This window comes from Aminobacter sp. MET-1, from assembly GCF_026521175.1.
Lineage (GTDB): Bacteria > Pseudomonadota > Alphaproteobacteria > Rhizobiales > Rhizobiaceae > Aminobacter.
Window position 1 is genome coordinate 80,443 of the sequence record NZ_JAMSHL010000014.1, and the last position, 16,282, is coordinate 96,724.

Genomic DNA, 16,282 nt, shown 5'->3' on the forward strand with positions numbered 1-16,282 from the left:
ACACTGTCACATAATCGAACGTATACGTGACGGGTGAAAAGGTGCTGATCGGCTACATGCGGGTATCGAAGGCGGACGGATCCCAGTCCACCAATTTGCAACGCGATGCGCTCATCGCCGCTGGTGTGAGCCTTGCGCACCTTTACGAGGATCTGGCCTCGGGCAGGCGCGATGATCGCCCAGGGTTGGCTGCTTGCCTGAAGGCGCTTCGTGAAGGGGACACGCTGATCGTGTGGAAGCTCGATCGGCTTGGCCGTGATCTGCGCCACCTGATCAACACCGTGCACGACCTAACTGCGCGTAGCGTGGGCCTGAAGGTCCTGACCGGTCACGGTGCGGCGGTCGACACGACGACTGCCGCCGGCAAGCTTGTGTTCGGTATTTTTGCCGCGCTGGCCGAGTTCGAGCGTGAGTTGATTTCCGAGCGAACAGTCGCTGGACTTATCTCGGCGCGCGCTCGCGGCAGGAAAGGGGGGCGCCCCTTCAAGATGACCGCCGCCAAGCTACGCCTGGCGATGGCCAGCATGGGGCAACCGGAAACCAAGGTGGGCGATCTCTGCGAAGAACTCGGGATTACCCGGCAGACGCTCTACCGGCACGTGTCGCCCAAGGGCGAACTGCGGCCAGACGGCGTAAAGCTGCTCTCCCTCGGTTCAGCCGCATAAATGGAGGCGACCTGGAACGGGGCGCTGTTCAGTGCGGCAACGATCCGATTACCGGTGTCGACCCAGAGCAGCCGTAGAGCTTTTGGGAAAGCTGTCGTTCAACGCCTGAATTAAGCCGACTCGCGAAGCGGGTTCGGCTTGAATGAATTGTTAGCGCTCAGTGCGCCAACTTTAACGTCGCTACTCCGGCCACTATCAACGCTACTCCCAGATAGCGAAAGAATGACGTGGGGTCTCCGTAGTACATGACGCCGACTAAGAAGGTTCCCGCGGCGCCGATCCCTGTCCAGATCGCATACGCTGTGCCAATAGGAATTGTTCGCTGGGCTAGAAAGAGAAGCGCGCCACTAATGCCCATGAATACTACGGCGACCCCAATCCCGCTCCAACGAGTGTCAGGCTCTTGGGCCATCTTTAGCCCAACTGGCCAGCCGATCTCAAACAACCCCGCGAGTAATAGATAGATCCAAGCCACGGCAATCTCCCAATTGAGTGCTAACGCCTGAATTAAGCCGACTCGCGAAGCGGGTTCGGCTTGAATGAATTGTTAGCGCTCAGTGCGCCAACTTTAACGTCGCTACTCCGGCCACTATCAACGCTACTCCCAGATAGCGAAAGAATGACGTGGGGTCTCCGTAGTACATGACGCCGACTAAGAAGGTTCCCGCGGCGCCGATCCCTGTCCAGATCGCATACGCTGTGCCAATAGGAATTGTTCGCTGGGCTAGAAAGAGAAGCGCGCCACTAATGCCCATGAATACTACGGCGACCCCAATCCCGCTCCAACGAGTGTCAGGCTCTTGGGCCATCTTTAGCCCAACTGGCCAGCCGATCTCAAACAACCCCGCGAGTAATAGATAGATCCAAGCCACGGCAATCTCCCAATTGAGTGCTAACTTTGTTTTAGGGCGACTGCCCTGCTGCGTAACATCGTTGCTGCTCCATAACATCAAACATCGACCCACGGCGTAACGCGCTTGCTGCTTGGATGCCCGAGGCATAGACTGTACAAAAAAACAGTCATAACAAGCCATGAAAACCGCCACTGCGCCGTTACCACCGCTGCGTTCGGTCAAGGTTCTGGACCAGTTGCGTGAGCGCATACGCTACTTGCATTACAGCTTACGAACCGAACAGGCTTATGTCCACTGGGTTCGTGCCTTCATCCGTTTCCACGGTGTGCGTCACCCGGCAACCTTGGGCAGCAGCGAAGTCGAGGCATTTCTGTCCTGGCTGGCGAACGAGCGCAAGGTTTCGGTCTCCACGCATCGTCAGGCATTGGCGGCCTTGCTGTTCTTCTACGGCAAGGTGCTGTGCACGGATCTGCCCTGGCTTCAGGAGATCGGAAGACCTCGGCCGTCGCGGCGCTTGCCGGTGGTGCTGACCCCGGATGAAGTGGTTCGCATCCTCGGTTTTCTGGAAGGCGAGCATCGTTTGTTCGCCCAGCTTCTGTATGGAACGGGCATGCGGATCAGTGAGGGTTTGCAACTGCGGGTCAAGGATCTGGATTTCGATCACGGCACGATCATCGTGCGGGAGGGCAAGGGCTCCAAGGATCGGGCCTTGATGTTACCCGAGAGCTTGGCACCCAGCCTGCGCGAGCAGCTGTCGCGTGCACGGGCATGGTGGCTGAAGGACCAGGCCGAGGGCCGCAGCGGCGTTGCGCTTCCCGACGCCCTTGAGCGGAAGTATCCGCGCGCCGGGCATTCCTGGCCGTGGTTCTGGGTTTTTGCGCAGCACACGCATTCGACCGATCCACGGAGCGGTGTCGTGCGTCGCCATCACATGTATGACCAGACCTTTCAGCGCGCCTTCAAACGTGCCGTAGAACAAGCAGGCATCACGAAGCCCGCCACACCGCACACCCTCCGCCACTCGTTCGCGACGGCCTTGCTCCGCAGCGGTTACGACATTCGAACCGTGCAGGATCTGCTCGGCCATTCCGACGTCTCTACGACGATGATTTACACGCATGTGCTGAAAGTTGGCGGTGCCGGAGTGCGCTCACCGCTTGATGCGCTGCCGCCCCTCACTAGTGAGAGGTAGGGCAGCGCAAGTCAATCCTGGCGGATTCACTACCCCTGCGCGAAGGCCATCGGTGCCGCATCGAACGGCCGGTTGCGGAAAGTCCTCCCTGCGTCCGCTGATGGCCGGCAGCAGCCCGTCGTTGCCTGATGGATCCAACCCCTCCGCTGCTATAGTGCAGTCGGCTTCTGACGTTCAGTGCAGCCGTCTTCTGAAAACGACACAAATAGACTCGCTCTTTCAATTAATGAGCTAGGCCCGTAAGCTACGCGCATTGAGGTATCTCCTATTTGGCCGGGTAGGTTTCGAGTGATGGCCGAAATCCCAGCTTCGGGCCGACCAGGCCAACTGAGAAAGAAATTTCAGGAGAAAGGCCGTGCTGCCGTCGCCGAACTGAAGTCGCCGCGAGGACAATTTGCGTCCGCACTTCACAGTTTCACGGAGAGCGCTTACGCGGCATCGTCGTGGGACAAGGATTTCGAGGACGAACTTTTCAGGCGCTTCGAGCTTGAAGCGCCCGCTGACTTCATGACGTGGGTGGCGTCGGCCACGGAGGGGCTTTTCCGTTCCGTGGACAAACCACCCATATGGGTTGGCGAGGTCGATTGGTGTTTTCATAACGGCACACCGTTGGCGTTTCTGGCGCAGTTCTCTGATGACGATGATGCCACCTTCTACGTGTTCCGAGGCTACAACGAAGAAAAGCGGACGTTCTTCAAGATGCGCGCATGGCGTGGGGAGGCCCGGATTATTCTGGACGGTAAAATTGGGGGTTAGGCTGCAATAGGAGCGTAGAATAAGCCAGGTTCAATGCCGATTGCGATGCCATTTCAAGCCGTGTGCAGTGGTGCAGCCAGATCAGCGGCGTCATACCAGTCGCCGGCAACGGAGACGCCTCGCAGCCAGGTCTCTTCGGCCGAAGCGGGGGTTTGGCGATAGTTGGCGCAGTAGATGATCATTGGTGACGGCCACTCAGGCGCGGTCATCCGATTGACCAAGGTAAATACTCCCTCCTCTGCCCCGCTGATGCGGATCTCGATCTGGTCGGCCAGGCCGTAATCGTTGAGGCCCTGCAGGTAGGCCATGCCGGCTTCGGCGGAGGCGTGGTAGCGTACGATCAGCGAATATCGGTCGTACCGATCGAGCGTCGCGATGGACTTGATTTCGACCATACCGGGATAGGCGGCCGGGTCGTTGTGCAGTGAATGAGTGGTCTTGGTGCCTGGCTCGACGCCGGCGAGATTGTATCGGCTGATAAGCACGGACGTGACATACTGCTCGATGCGGAAGATGCGGGGGAAAGACAAGCCGAGCGGCTCGCAGACGACGTCGCCGGATTGGCCGTATCTGATCGGAAACTGGATGACGTTCGTCATGCTCTCCCCTGCACTGCGCTACCGGCTGCGATCGCCGCGATCGCGATCCTTGGGCGGTGTGAGCACCACTCGGGTCGGCAGCTCGCGATCGGTCTGTTTCTGCTGTTCGCGCTCCTTGCCCTTGTCGCGGCCGCGTTCGCTGCGATCGTCGGCGGCGCGGCCCTGATTGGCTTGGGCGATACGCGATTCATCGACGGTGCGATTGCTCGAGGTGCGGTCGATCTCGCCTTTTTCGAGCACTGGATCGCGGCCGGCGGCCGACTTGGTCGATGTGGCGTTTGTGGCTTTGTCGTTATCGCGTTCCTTGCCTTTGGCCGCGCGGGCGTCGAGCTGAAGGTTGACGACTTTTCCGATGATCTGGGTCGCCGATTCGAACAGGGCGCGATCGGCGGGATTGGTTATTGCCTTGGCGAACGTTGCGGCTGTGGCGGCGACGGCGTCCTTAGCCGTCTTTGCCTGGCTCGCGGTGATTGGCGAGTTGCGCAGCATGTGGGTATCACCTTTCTCTAGTGCGGGGTCCCTGCCCTGCGATACGGCGGTTTCCAGTCTTTGGTACTCGCGGCGTAACCCGACAGCAAGGTCGCGGGTCAGTTCGCGAGCGGTACTCGGCTGTGTGCGATCTTTAGCGATCGTGTCCAGCATATCAAGAACACGGTTAAGAGAGTTCTTTGTCATGTTGAAGCGATCGAGACCGGCCGGCAATTTCGGCGCTGTTGGCTTGTCGCGGATCTTGCTCATGACCTTGGTCATGACATTGGGCGGCGAGTATGCACCGAGGCGTCGGAACATTTCCCATTCCCAGCGCTTCACCGGCGGCGGGCCGGCGCGTTCGAGGCGGCGCTGGTGATCGATGGCGAGCCCGCGGGCTCTGGCCTTGTCGGCGAAGCGTTCGCGCCATTCGGTGAAATCGCGGATATTGGGGTTGAGGCGGGTCTTGCCGGGGCCTTTCAGACTGACGATGGCATGGACATGAGGATGTTTGTCCATCTCGTTTCGGTTGTGAACGGCATAGGCGTAGCGATGACCATGAAACTGGGTGCGCAGGAATTCGCCTGCGGCCTCGACGAATTTGGCGCGATCGACATTGGCCGGGCCGGAAAGAAGAAGATGCATGAAGTCGCGCGGCTGGCGGCTCTGCAACAGCACGCCGACGGTGCGGCCTTCTGTCGTCAGCTCTTTGTGATTGGCGGTTGTGATGGAGCGACGCTGGTCGCCGTTCTTATAGATCGGCGTCTTGTTCTCACGTTGCTGCAGGTGGGAGTGCGTCGACAGCGTCACTTCATTGTCCTGACGCTGCATGGCATGCAGTGTGGCTGTCAGCCCCTTTTGTCCGGAGGCGAACTTTGCTGGATAGCGAGAGACCGGTTCGATCCCCTGCCCTTTCAGGCGCGATGAGATCCGCAGATCGAGAGCGCGGATGGTGTCGATCGTCGGCGATGCCTGATTGTCGGTGCCGCGGTCGGCGCGGTCGGATTTCTCGTGTGCGAGAACGATCGCGAGGCTGAGACGCGTTTGACCCTTCACGCCAGGGCCGATGCTGTAGGCGTAAGTGCGCTTTGTGTCGTCATCCTGAATGATGCCGTCGCGGGCGAGATCGTCGAGCGCTTTGGTGACGGTTTCGCGATCGGTGGTCGGCAGTTCATAGTTGAGCAGGACAACATCCTTCGACCCTTGGCGCTCGGTGAAATCGCGTTGCCATTGCTCAAGAGCGTCTTGAATGCTGGTGACTTCGCGGCCGTCCTGGTCGAGCGCGCGTTCTTCCTTGGCCTGGTACTCGAGCACGTTGCGAGCCGATTTCGCACCGGCGCCGTAGGAGAGGATTTTGACGACGACGGCATTGTTGCCGGTTGCACGGCTGAAAGGTGTGGTTGGAGCGGCGCTCGGCCGGCGCGAAGGACGACTGCGACGAGATGCCGGGCCGGAGCCCCCTCCCCCACCACCGCCGCGGCGTTCCTCGTCCTCGAGCAGCTCGTGGAAGAAAGGCAGGCGACGCTTAGATTCGGAGCGATTGCTGGACGGGCTTTTCATCGTGGGCGGCAATTAGATCCTGTATAGTTGTCGATGGTCGCACAAAAGCGGAGTCGCGGATAGAGTCGACGGCTCGGCCGAGATGTTCCAGCGTATCGAGGATACGCGTGGATTGTTCGTCGGAGGCGACGACATCGCCGGCGATCAGTTCGCGGAAGACCTGGGCGATGTCGCGGATCGCAAGATGGATATTTTCAAGCTGCTGGTCGTGATCGTCCAGGACGGTGGCCACCTCAGAAAGCGTGCGTGACACGAGCAGCTTCACGATCATGCCGGGCGTGGTCTCGATCCGCGCTGCCAATGCTTCCAGCTCGTCGGCCTGGTGTTGGGGAAGACGGAATGAGTATTTCGGGCTGGGCATGATCAGCCCTTGTGTCGCTCAAGGCCAGCCATGATGTAGTCTTCGATCACCGCGGTGTAGCGTTTGTTCTGCTTCAGCGCGATCGTGAAAAGTTGGGACATGACATCGTTGTGCAGCTGCAGCGCGACTCGGGTGTATTCGGGCGATACGGCGCGGTTGATACGGGCTTCTGGCGTGACCTTTTTTTGCGGCCGCGGCGCTGTGCGTTCGGATGCCGGCGCGCGTGTGGCTGGCGCTGACGGCCGTGTCGGTTCGGGTGATGAGGCAGGCGCCGGCGCATCGACTTTTGCTTCTGGTTCTGCAGACGGCTGATCGGCGATCGCTGGATTGCTCGTCTCGACGTTCGAAGAGGTCAATTCGTCGACTGATGCCAATGGCGGTATGAATGTCAGGGCGGGATCGCTTGGATCCACCGGTTCAGCTTTGCGGAACCCTTTGGCGAGCTCGGCGAGGTTGCCACCGACCTGCACCCGTTCTTTCGGCGCTTTTGCCATGATCATGCTGCCATGCTGATGAGGTTGATGAACTCGTTGTTGAGACTTTTGATCTGGTCGATGGCGTCAAGCACGCTCTCGCGCGCGCGCTTCTTTGCCGATGGAACCAATTTGGGGTTGTTGTCGATCTCGCGAAGCTTTGTGTAGAGCGTGCCGTAGCCTGCGCCGACGTCGCTGAAATGTGTGGTTTTGCGGATGATCGTGTCGAACGTCGGCACCTTGGCGGCATTGAGGAGCTTGATCACTTCCGGAATGGCGCGATTGCTCTTCATCGCGATATGATCGACATGGTTCCAGATAGCAGCGTGCGGAATGACCTCCCTGCCCTCCTGTTTTGCGATCTGGTGCAGGAGGTTCGAGACGCTAGCTGCTTGTGTCGCGCTTGTGGCCTCAAGGATGACCGGGATGATGACTGCCTGGACGCGTTTGAACACATCAACAGCGCGACTATGGGCGAAGCCCCCGACATCAAAGATGTGGATGTCGGCCGGCGGCGCGGATCTCATCTTCTCGTCAAAATCTTCCTTGGGCAGGATCGAGATCGCGTCGATGTTGTCATCGTCAGTGAGAAGCTTGCGGGCGCGAGACGTTTGGTACCAGCGGTAAAGCGATTGCTGCTCGTCGCAGTCGATGAGCAGCGTCTTGATGCCCTGGCTGCCGAATTCGCCTGCCAGGTTGAGGCTGAGCACTGTCTTGCCGCCGCCGCCTTTGAAAGTGGACAGGGCAAGTGAAATGGATGGGGCTGCGGTGGGGGCTTTGGCGGCCATGAGTGGGCGGACCTCTTTGTTGTGTGTGCTGCGAGACGGCAGTCTGTCGAAATTGTGTGAATCACATATTAACTTGTTCACGCATTGCGCTAATCGCCGATTGTGTGATTGATCGAATGCGCTTTTAGCTGATTAGCGTATCATGCGATTACGTGAATACGTCAATAGCGGATTATCCGATTAGCGTATTAACGCATTGCGCAATTAGCGCATTGCACCGTTACGCGATTACTGTAATAACGCTTTACCGCAATGTGGCATTCACGCATTACCCGATTCACGCAATGCCGTATTAACTCAATCGCACAATTGGCGATTAGCGCAATGCGTGATTTGCACCCGTTCCAAGGTCCGAATTTTTAAGCTATATTGCGTCAATGCGCGATTACGTTATTCCGCTTTTCCGCTATTGACGTATTCACGCATTAACGCATTAGCGGATTAACACATTTCGAAGCCAGCTGCAGTACCCGGACAGAGCCTCCAAGCCGTAAGGTTAAACCGAGTCGCTTGCAAAAACCTCCGTAAATCGCGTAGGAGAGGCGTCAGTGCTTCCGCGCTCCACCCACACGGCGATTGCCGTGATGCCGCTCTGGCGGCGCTGCATGGCCGAATAAACGGCAATCTGATCGCGGACCCTCCCCAACGACGTAGTCGGAAAGCGCCCCTCGGGCGCAATGGCTAGCTGTCCCCAGCTAGCCTATCCTGCCATTTTACACTGGGAGACTGGCAGGAGCTGTCGTCACCAAGAAAATTTGGCCGAGACGCTTGCGGGACGGGTGAATTTTTGCAGGTGGCATGCAGACGACGAAGCCAGGATCGCGAAGTGATCCGTCGGGCTGAGGAAGGATGCAGCAGACAGCGTGATGGCAGTCTCCCAGTGTAAAAGTCCGAAGCGAACACCCGAAACAGCGTCACGGCGAGCTATCAAATCGCGGAGCGTTGATAGCGAAGCTGTAGCTAGGTGAGGGGTGTGAGCGCCACGGTAGGGCGAAGCGATGCATCAGATGGCAAAGCAAATCTGATGCGAGTGAAGCCCGGTTTGATTGGCGAATTCGCGGCAGCGTCCGTCAACCGGCCCGAAAGGCCGGCTGCGAAGCAGTCCAGAAGGTGAGGGGGGTGTGGGGGGAGAGGCGGTAGTCTCACCCCCCACGGGCGACGACGGGCTCGATGCCCGGAGACGGCCAGGGAGGGATTGGAGCTTGTGAGGTGGATTACCAAGAGGGCATAACGCCCCCTTGGGAGGATTACCGCACGCAACGCTCTCGGTAGTAGTCGCATTGCTCGCAGTGGATGACAGTGAACGCGTTGATCGAGCCGCCTTCAGCAGATTCGTAGAAACGATGGATGGCGCAGCCTCGGCAGGAAGGGCATTCGACTGTGGTCACGGTCTGCTCCAGTTCGTAGCCTTCGGATTCGATGGTGGTTGAGAAAACAGTGGTCATGGCGATCTCCTGGGTGATGAGGTGATGCGAGAGCGCCGAAGCGCCCTCGCGGATCGTGGATCAGCTGCGAGTGTGCGCAGGGCGGCGGAAGTACTCTTCCGCATATCCGTCATCGGGATCGCAATAGCTGGAAAGAGGGCGATCCGGACGAAACTCGGCGTCGTACTCGACGGGGGTGCGAGCGAAGCCGCGGATGGCGGCGAGCCGCGCGACTGTGACGTGGCCGAGAGTGTGTTCATGATGCTCGGTGCAGTAGACGAGACCGAAGAAGGTCTGCGTGTCGGGATTGTACTCAGTCAGAAGCCATTGAGCGTCATGCAGGGGAACGTGGAAGCGAATGAGGGGCTGATGATCGAAAGGCGCCTGGCCAAGATCGAGGCCGATGGCGTTGGCGAGAGCATTGCGCTCCATAACTGCGAGGAGTGCGGCGGGGATGTTGAAAGGTGTCATGATGATCTTCTCCTTCGTTTCGATGACGAAGGAGGCCCATCGTTTATCGACGAGCGGGTCAGGGACCGCGAAGCGGCCGCCAGAGGCGGGGAGTGGGGGAACCTATTTGCGAACGGCCCGTAGGGACGCGGCCATAGGCCGGCAAATTGGGGGGACCGCTCATCCTTGACGCGCGAGGAGGTGCGATAGAATGGGCCGTCATTGAGAGAGAGAAGAAAGCGCGCGACCAGCGCGCTTTGCCGTTTCGACCGGCAGGTCGAATATACTGACCGAGCAGCTGGTGCCGGCGTTTGTCGATCGACAGGTCGGTCGGATCATTCGGCCGATGAGAAGAAAGAGATTCCCTAGATGGGAATCTCGGTGTCCTCCGCGAACAGATCAGCAAGTAGCGCGTCACGCTCGATAATCGCCTTTTCGAGTTCAACCTCGATCCAGCGACGCTCGTCGGGATACACGGCGTTCCGCAGCTCGGCGCGTTATCCTGACAGTCAAGCGCTCATTTGAGGAAGGGGGGATTGCGCCCTTCCTCTTTCTTTCTCACGCGAGGTCCGCGAGAAAGATGTCGATATAGCGCGCGAAGTGCTCATCCTCGGCCTGCGCCTTTGCAATCAGAGCCGCCAGTTGGGCTTTGGCCGCAGCACGCTCTTTCTTCGTGAAATAGCAGTTCCGAAGCTCGGCGCGTAATTCGATGATCTCGTCCATAGTGGTCATGTCGATCGTCTCCTTTTTTATGACGTCAACGGAGCCACGTGCGCACGAAGCGCGTGTCAGGGATCGCGGAACGCGACCGGCAGCGCCGGCGAGTGGGGTGCCGGTTTTGTCGGAGCGCAGGGAACCGGAGCGGAGAGAAAATCGGGGGCCCACACTCGTCCTTGACGCGGGCTGAGCAGCCGTAGAATGGGACGGCAGAAAGAAGAGACCCCGCGACCCCGACCAGGGGTCGCGACCGTATTCCTTTGGGGTCAGCCGCTCACGACTTTGCTATAGGATAAGATCTTCTCGATCCGTCGCAGGTCCCCGCCGACGGCAAGCCGCTGCAGTTCCGTCAGCTTCTTCTCCTTGAGGATCGCCTTGGCGTTCTCCGCAGCGCCCGCCCATGCGGGACGATGACGTGCTGTGATACAGGCGTTCGGGCATCGCGTCGGTTCGCACAACGAGATCATAGGAGCAGTCTTATCGCCTGATGAGACGTGGCGGAGGCAGACGGCGGTGGCAGGGTCAAAGAAGCAGTCGGCCAGCACGCCGATGTGAAGTGTGCGGGCCGTATCCGCCAACAGGACACGAAGGCGAGCGCGGTCGGCGATCATGCCTGGAAAAGGTTGAAGCTCAGCGGCGATGCTATCCAGTGATCTGCCAATCCGTGTTGCGGCGGGGCCGGCAAGACCCGCTCCGAGCTGACGCTCATCGAAATAGCTCAGTATGTCATCCATCTGCCCGAGGCGACGCTCTGTCTCGACCTCGGCGGTGAAGCCCGAGCGGCTCGAACCCGCATAGCCTTCGAAGGTCGCGACGGAAACGTGCTTGTACTGGATCATGCCGGCGATCGTCCCGAAGGGTCGATTGGCGATATGCCAGGCAATCGTCCTGCGAAACTGACGCGTCGTCAGTTGCCACGGATACCCATTGGGGCCGGTCGGAATGACAGGTTCGCCTGCGGTTCCGAAACGTTCATTGAGATGGTCGCGGAACTGGTTCAGGCGAGATACAATATCGGTCGCGAGAGCTTGCTTACGGGCCCGTGCGACGTAGAGAACTGGCCAGAGCGTCTGCGTACCACGCCGCTCGACGGATCGGATGATAAGCTGTTCGAGCACCGAGATGGCGACCGCGACGGGTGCGATCGTAGTCCACTCGGCCTCCTCACCACGCGTTTGCTTTCCCTTGTAGGCGACTGACTTCACCCGGTGCCTGTCGATCAGGCCGTCCTCGCTCCTGGTGACGGACAGACAGCCGGGTCGCATGGCCTGGACCTCGCTATCGCGCATGCCGGTGAGATAGGCGCAGACGATGTAGCAGGCGGCTTGCAACATCCGCTCCTCCGCCGCGAGCGCTTTCACGTCGAACCGGGAGCGCCATGGACCGCCGGTGTCTGGATCGACTGAAATCTGCGTATCCATTCCGCCGACCTCGGTTCCCAGTTCCCGGCCAGCAGCCTGAACGGTCCGTCGCATGTTATTGTTGGGTTGGCCCACGGCGGGTCGTTGGAGATTGGCGTCGGCGCCTATATGCAGATAGATCAGATGCCAGTTCCAAGGTGGCTCTGGCTCTACAGATGATGCCGGCCCACCGATCCTGACCGGCCATACCGGAATGCCGCGGCCTTGCCGTCGGCGTTCGTCGAGATAGGCATTCAGACGCGCCTGGCGGCGGGCCCGCCGTGCATTGCGAGGCGCCAGCGCGTCCTCGGCAACAAACAGCCTATGACCATCTTCGAGCGTCCGCAGTTCGTTGCGCGCCGCGAGAATATCATGCGCAAATACCGTGACGTATTTGAGCGACCATGCAAGCAGTGGCCGGATGATGTCCTCGGGAATGCGGGGCGTCCGGTTCTCTTCGACGGAGAAACGATAACCCGCAATGTCGGCCGGCTTACGACCGCGCCACGGCTCGAAGGACAGCTTCGCCACGGATAAATGGTTACGAAAGGCATAGAGGTCGAAAACGATCCCCAGCCACTGGGAGACGATGACCGGCCTCCGGCCGGCGCGGAGAAACTTGGCAAATCGGTCAAGCAACGCCTGATCGACATGGTGCAGATCACAGACCCTGCACTCGGCCTTGACGAAATTGAAGAAGGTCAGCGCGAAACGAAAGAGGCGACGAACGCTCACCGGTGACGCTCGCATCTTGTATCCGGGTAAATCCGTGTTCAGGCGCACATAAAGGTAGTCGCGAATGGCTGCCGCGATGGCAGGGTCGCCAACGGCATCGACGTCTACCCTGGTGTCGGAGCGGCGCGCATTCTCACGAAAAACCGCCGGACCCAAATCCCAGTAAGCATCGCTGTAACGCGACAGGGAGGATCTGTCGAAACCAGCATGCAGCGGCGCTGTTGCCAGAACCGGGCGATCGTCGGCAACCGCGATGGCGGCGTAGGAGGAAAGCGCGGCCTTCACAGTGATACCTCCGGCGGCAAGTAGACCGAAACCGGTTCGTGAGCGAGCAGGCGACGTGCCTCGTCGACGGTCGCCGCGCTGAAAGCAGGAAGAATATGTCTGGTGATGCGGGTATGCGCGGCTGCGAACTTGGTCGCCCAATGGTTGGAGGAAAGCGATAGGCGCTGCTCCTCGAGGAAATCAAGGAAGGACAGGATTGCGGGAAGCTTGCGAGCGGTGATCACCGCGTTCGGGCATTCGAGACAGCCCCAGAACGGCAACGAGCAGGGTGAACCGCGTTCGCCATAGGGACTGGAAAAGAAGCCGCCACAGCTCGCAAGCCAGATATCTTGTTCGCCGTCGAGGAGGGCGATTGGATCGCTTCCCGCGGGAGCGACGGCTGAAGCGGCGACCGGGTCATTGCGCCAGGCATCCTCATTCTCCGGCGTCAGGATGATCGGCGACAGGGCCGATGTGACCGCCTCGTTAAAAGCGTCGGCGATCGTAGTCTCGTGAAGCGGTCTGAGTGCAGGGATATCAGCGTAATGCCGCGCAGCCACTTCCCGCGTATGGCCAACGGCAAAACGCGTCATGTGCCCTTCGGTCTTCAGATACCAGAGTGCCTTGTGCGTTTTGCGGAGGCGCGAAAGCTCCAGATGGAGCGGATGTCCACCATCATCGAGAATATTGTGCTCTTTTGTCCACGCGTCGACGAGATACTGCGTATCTTTTAGCCCGGACTTTAGCCCACCGAATCCGTAGTGCAGCCAAAGACGATCGCTTGGCCGGTGCTTGCGAGCGGCGGCCGTCATGGCGATGACCCACCGGATTAGTCCACCCGGCGTGCGCGAGCTGCCATCGCGCACGCGAAGCGTCTTGTGCTCGGCGCCGTGCGCCCGGCGTTTGACATAGGCGATCTCGACCGTACCGTTTGCAGGGTTCTGGAGACATTCGACGGTCAAGGTCTTGCAGCACTCGATCTCCAGACCGGTCTCGAGCGCCAGGAACACCAAAAGTGGTATTACATGGTGCGAGGTCAGATAGTGCCATTCGTGAAGCTGGTGACAAAAGTTCCCCGACGAGAGACCTCGCACCCTTCGGGCATGCAGAAGAGCTTTATATTTGCGATCGGTATGAAAGAGAACGCCTCTCGCATCGATGTGCGCATGCGCGCTGTCTTCCAGGATCTTTAGATCAGAGTCTGCGGCAACCGGCCTGGGCTTGCGAAATCTCCGGAAGATCCGCCCAATATCCGCACGAGCCGCATCGCGAAGCTGGCGCGCAATGTATGGGCTGTATGCATCCCGGGGATGCGACGACGGTATCGACCGCAACGTCGTATAGGCCAACCGGTCGTGCAGCGTGTCGGAAAAGGTGGTCGTTCCTTCAGCGGCAATCTCTCGCAAAGCCACGATGACCTTCGTCAGGATGGTCATCAGGTGGATTGGCGACTTGCCGTTTGCCGCCAGCCAGGCTTCGAAGCCATCAATGTGGCGCGCTTGAAGGAGTCCCGGGGCATCAGGCACGTCGCCGGTCTCTGCCATGTAGGTGAGAAATAGCGACAGGGTGCGGGCGTAAGCCGCCACAGTCGATCTGACGGACAGACGCCCGCCAAGACCGGCCAGCCGCCTCAGTGCACGGGCGAACGCAAGTGCGAGCCAACGCGGCGTCAGGCGAGCATAGTCAACCAGAACCTCACCGCCGTCCTGCGTCTGAATGTTGAATCGCAGACCCGATATCGCCTTTATCGGCTCCTGTGGTTGAACAGCGAGTTCGCGACCGAACGCGACAGGTTGGCCTTTGCGGGGGCGGAGGCTCATAGCCTGCTCCCGCTTGGCAGCAGCGCGAGCAGTTCGGCGACGGCGGTATCGACGGTGTCGGCGCGCGTGGCGATATGATCGAGATACAGGGAGGTGGTCTCCAGGCTCGCATGCCCGAGAAGCCGCTGCACCTGCTGAAGAGGATCACCGAGCAGCCTGCGGTAACCTTCTGCGGGTCCGGCGGAGATTGCCGAAGCTGCGCCTTCGAGCTGGCGCTGGATGAGCATCGCGAGCATATGGACGGCAAAAGTGTGACGAAGCTGATGTGGGCTGATGTCGATCGGAAATCCGTTCGCCCGGCAGCGACGGCAGGCACGAGCGAACGCCACCTCCCAGGAGTTTGGGCGCACCGGCTGACCGACCTCGGTTAGCCACAGCACTGCCGGCTCGGCGGGTGCATTGTCCAGATCACAGACGATGAGACGCTGCCGTTCATCCGGCGAGAAGACCTCCAGAGGAACGGCTCGACCGTCGACAAGCACAAGGCTGGCCGGGCCTGAGACTGGTCGGCGGACAAAGATCGGGTGCTCTATCGACTGCCAACCTTGACGTGCTTTGAACTTCGACGCGGCATGCGCGCGTTCCACACGAATGTAGGTCCGGAGCCGCTGAAGTAACCCGTCAGGAAAAAGAATCGCCCGGCCACGCTCGCCTTTGGTAAGGCCTGCGGGCAGATTGAACCATGTCTGCCGGATCGCGGAACCGAACGCCGGCAGGGCGCCGACTTCGAACGCCAGGAGAAACGATGCTTCCTCGAGCCTCAAGCCGGTTACCACCAGCATCTCCGCAAACAGCGCGTTGCGAAGTCCATTCCTGTCACGAGCTCCGGGTCGCTCGACTCCATCCGGAGCAAGGCCACGCAGCCCTGTATCCCGAAATCTTCGGAAATCCTCAAGCGTGACGAAACGAATATCCGATCGCTTTACCCGTCGTTCGAAAGCATCGTTGCGAGCAACAATCCGACCTTGGCCCCGCGTCCGATTGCGGCGCCAGACCTCCCGATGCGAAAATGGGCTGGAAGACAGAAGCCCCTCGTGCACTCCCCACTCATAAAGCTTGTCTATTGCCGCGACGGACCGATTCCATGATGCCGCCGAGATCCGGCTTCCGGGTTCGCCTCTTCTACGGATGCGATGGAAATCCTCGACGTCTTTCCGATTAGCCTCCCAGACCGTCTTGTCGCGGGCATCGGCAAGGAACCGCAACCAAACGGTGATGTCGTAGCCGTAGGCACGGAGAGAATGACGTGAGCGGACGCCATTAAGGGGCAGATCGAGGAAAAAGCGATCGACATCAGGATCGTAGAGCGCACCGCCTCGTAGGAATCTCGGCACATAAGCATCGAGGCCGTCAGCAGACCGCCGCTCCTCAATCGTAATGCTCGAAGGCGCAACGACAGTATCCACAGGTTATCCACCCCTCCCCCGGACCCCCACCCGGGAGCCTGTGTCAACGGGAGATGCTAAAGCTGCCCGGCACTCTCCAGGCCGGCCTCCGCCAGCTATGTGGGAGCGCTGCGGCCGGCCTGGAAAGCGCCTCCCTCAGCATGTGCATCGACGTAGGCAAGGTCGCGGGTGTCGGTGCAGACTGTCAAGATAAGGCGCGCAGTTCTTCGATGTGCTGTTCAATGGTCATCATCATCTCCTTCGTTTCAATGACGAAGGAGGCTCATCGGTAATCGACGAGCGGGTCAGGGACCGCGAAGCGGCCGCCAGAGGCGGGGAGTGGGGGAACCGATTTGCGAACGGCCCGTAGG

The 16,282-nt window shown here is 59.8% G+C and carries 16 protein-coding genes; 3 read left to right on the plus strand and 13 right to left on the minus strand.

What is annotated here, in order from left to right; genetic code table 11:
- The first annotated feature begins 41 nt into the window (after nucleotides 1-41).
- The gene (locus NDO48_RS19235; RefSeq protein WP_003155741.1) at nucleotides 42-665 is read left to right on the plus strand and encodes a recombinase family protein; all 624 of its coding nucleotides are present in this window, start codon (nucleotides 42-44) and stop codon (nucleotides 663-665) included.
- A 157-nt stretch (nucleotides 666-822) separates the two neighbouring features.
- On the opposite strand, the gene NDO48_RS19240 is transcribed toward NDO48_RS19235, so the two are convergent.
- Together NDO48_RS19240 and NDO48_RS19245 are read right to left on the minus strand one after the other, a co-directional pair.
- Nucleotides 823-1,140: a DMT family transporter gene (locus NDO48_RS19240; protein ID WP_267322121.1), complete on the minus strand. Its 318-nt coding sequence runs from the start codon at nucleotides 1,138-1,140 to the stop codon at nucleotides 823-825.
- Between the two features lie 79 nt (nucleotides 1,141-1,219).
- The gene (locus NDO48_RS19245; protein WP_267322121.1) at nucleotides 1,220-1,537 is read right to left on the minus strand and encodes a DMT family transporter; all 318 of its coding nucleotides are present in this window, start codon (nucleotides 1,535-1,537) and stop codon (nucleotides 1,220-1,222) included.
- A 160-nt stretch (nucleotides 1,538-1,697) separates the two neighbouring features.
- On the opposite strand from NDO48_RS19245, the gene intI1 reads away from it, so the two are divergent.
- Both intI1 and NDO48_RS19255 read left to right on the plus strand, forming a co-directional pair.
- A complete protein-coding gene (gene intI1, locus NDO48_RS19250) occupies nucleotides 1,698-2,711 on the plus strand; it encodes a class 1 integron integrase IntI1 (protein WP_000845048.1) in 1,014 nt (337 codons plus the stop codon).
- 291 nt (nucleotides 2,712-3,002) lie between these two features.
- On the plus strand, nucleotides 3,003-3,467 hold the full coding sequence (locus NDO48_RS19255; protein WP_267322122.1) for a hypothetical protein: 465 nt from the start codon (nucleotides 3,003-3,005) through the stop codon (nucleotides 3,465-3,467).
- Between the two features lie 53 nt (nucleotides 3,468-3,520).
- On the opposite strand, the gene NDO48_RS19260 is transcribed toward NDO48_RS19255, so the two are convergent.
- The 11 genes from NDO48_RS19260 to NDO48_RS19310 all read right to left on the minus strand — a co-directional run bounded on the left by NDO48_RS19260 (nucleotide 3,521) and on the right by NDO48_RS19310 (nucleotide 15,932).
- Entirely contained in the window at nucleotides 3,521-4,066 is a 546-nt protein-coding gene (locus NDO48_RS19260) for a hypothetical protein (RefSeq protein WP_267322123.1), read from the minus strand.
- Between the two features lie 18 nt (nucleotides 4,067-4,084).
- On the minus strand, nucleotides 4,085-6,094 hold the full coding sequence (locus NDO48_RS19265; protein ID WP_267322124.1) for a hypothetical protein: 2,010 nt from the start codon (nucleotides 6,092-6,094) through the stop codon (nucleotides 4,085-4,087).
- Nucleotides 6,060-6,455, minus strand: coding sequence for a hypothetical protein (locus NDO48_RS19270; RefSeq protein ID WP_267322125.1), 396 nt, complete (start codon nucleotides 6,453-6,455; stop codon nucleotides 6,060-6,062). The genes NDO48_RS19265 and NDO48_RS19270 overlap by 35 nt, the downstream gene beginning before the upstream one ends.
- A gap of 2 nt (nucleotides 6,456-6,457) precedes the next feature.
- A complete protein-coding gene (locus NDO48_RS19275; protein WP_267322126.1) occupies nucleotides 6,458-6,955 on the minus strand; it encodes a hypothetical protein in 498 nt (165 codons plus the stop codon).
- On the minus strand, nucleotides 6,952-7,716 hold the full coding sequence (locus tag NDO48_RS19280) for a ParA family protein (protein ID WP_267322127.1): 765 nt from the start codon (nucleotides 7,714-7,716) through the stop codon (nucleotides 6,952-6,954). Before NDO48_RS19280 ends, NDO48_RS19275 begins: the two co-directional genes overlap by 4 nt.
- A gap of 1,247 nt (nucleotides 7,717-8,963) precedes the next feature.
- Nucleotides 8,964-9,161, minus strand: coding sequence for a hypothetical protein (locus tag NDO48_RS19285; RefSeq protein ID WP_267322128.1), 198 nt, complete (start codon nucleotides 9,159-9,161; stop codon nucleotides 8,964-8,966).
- A gap of 60 nt (nucleotides 9,162-9,221) precedes the next feature.
- Complete coding sequence (locus NDO48_RS19290; RefSeq protein ID WP_267322129.1) at nucleotides 9,222-9,611, minus strand: DUF2958 domain-containing protein; 390 nt, start codon at nucleotides 9,609-9,611, stop codon at nucleotides 9,222-9,224.
- Nucleotides 9,612-10,148: 537 nt separating this feature from the next.
- A complete protein-coding gene (locus NDO48_RS19295) occupies nucleotides 10,149-10,322 on the minus strand; it encodes a hypothetical protein (RefSeq protein ID WP_267322130.1) in 174 nt (57 codons plus the stop codon).
- 251 nt (nucleotides 10,323-10,573) lie between these two features.
- The gene (locus NDO48_RS19300) at nucleotides 10,574-12,727 is read right to left on the minus strand and encodes an integrase (protein WP_267322131.1); all 2,154 of its coding nucleotides are present in this window, start codon (nucleotides 12,725-12,727) and stop codon (nucleotides 10,574-10,576) included.
- Entirely contained in the window at nucleotides 12,724-14,526 is a 1,803-nt protein-coding gene (locus NDO48_RS19305; protein ID WP_267322132.1) for a hypothetical protein, read from the minus strand. Before NDO48_RS19305 ends, NDO48_RS19300 begins: the two co-directional genes overlap by 4 nt.
- The gene (locus tag NDO48_RS19310) at nucleotides 14,523-15,932 is read right to left on the minus strand and encodes a tyrosine-type recombinase/integrase (protein WP_267322133.1); all 1,410 of its coding nucleotides are present in this window, start codon (nucleotides 15,930-15,932) and stop codon (nucleotides 14,523-14,525) included. The genes NDO48_RS19305 and NDO48_RS19310 overlap by 4 nt, the downstream gene beginning before the upstream one ends.
- Nucleotides 15,933-16,282: the final 350 nt, after the last annotated feature.

Coding starts and splice junctions, on each gene's coding strand:
- NDO48_RS19290 (WP_267322129.1), bottom strand. CDS start 9,611: ATGACACCTTTCAACATCCCCGCCGCACTCCTCGCAGTTATGGAGCGC.
- NDO48_RS19255 (WP_267322122.1), top strand. CDS start 3,003: ATGGCCGAAATCCCAGCTTCGGGCCGACCAGGCCAACTGAGAAAGAAA.
- NDO48_RS19295 (WP_267322130.1), bottom strand. CDS start 10,322: ATGACCACTATGGACGAGATCATCGAATTACGCGCCGAGCTTCGGAAC.
- intI1 (WP_000845048.1), top strand. CDS start 1,698: ATGAAAACCGCCACTGCGCCGTTACCACCGCTGCGTTCGGTCAAGGTT.
- NDO48_RS19270 (WP_267322125.1), bottom strand. CDS start 6,455: ATGCCCAGCCCGAAATACTCATTCCGTCTTCCCCAACACCAGGCCGAC.
- NDO48_RS19260 (WP_267322123.1), bottom strand. CDS start 4,066: ATGACGAACGTCATCCAGTTTCCGATCAGATACGGCCAATCCGGCGAC.
- NDO48_RS19265 (WP_267322124.1), bottom strand. CDS start 6,094: ATGAAAAGCCCGTCCAGCAATCGCTCCGAATCTAAGCGTCGCCTGCCT.
- NDO48_RS19285 (WP_267322128.1), bottom strand. CDS start 9,161: ATGACCACTGTTTTCTCAACCACCATCGAATCCGAAGGCTACGAACTG.
- NDO48_RS19280 (WP_267322127.1), bottom strand. CDS start 7,716: ATGGCCGCCAAAGCCCCCACCGCAGCCCCATCCATTTCACTTGCCCTG.
- NDO48_RS19275 (WP_267322126.1), bottom strand. CDS start 6,955: ATGATCATGGCAAAAGCGCCGAAAGAACGGGTGCAGGTCGGTGGCAAC.
- NDO48_RS19305 (WP_267322132.1), bottom strand. CDS start 14,526: ATGAGCCTCCGCCCCCGCAAAGGCCAACCTGTCGCGTTCGGTCGCGAA.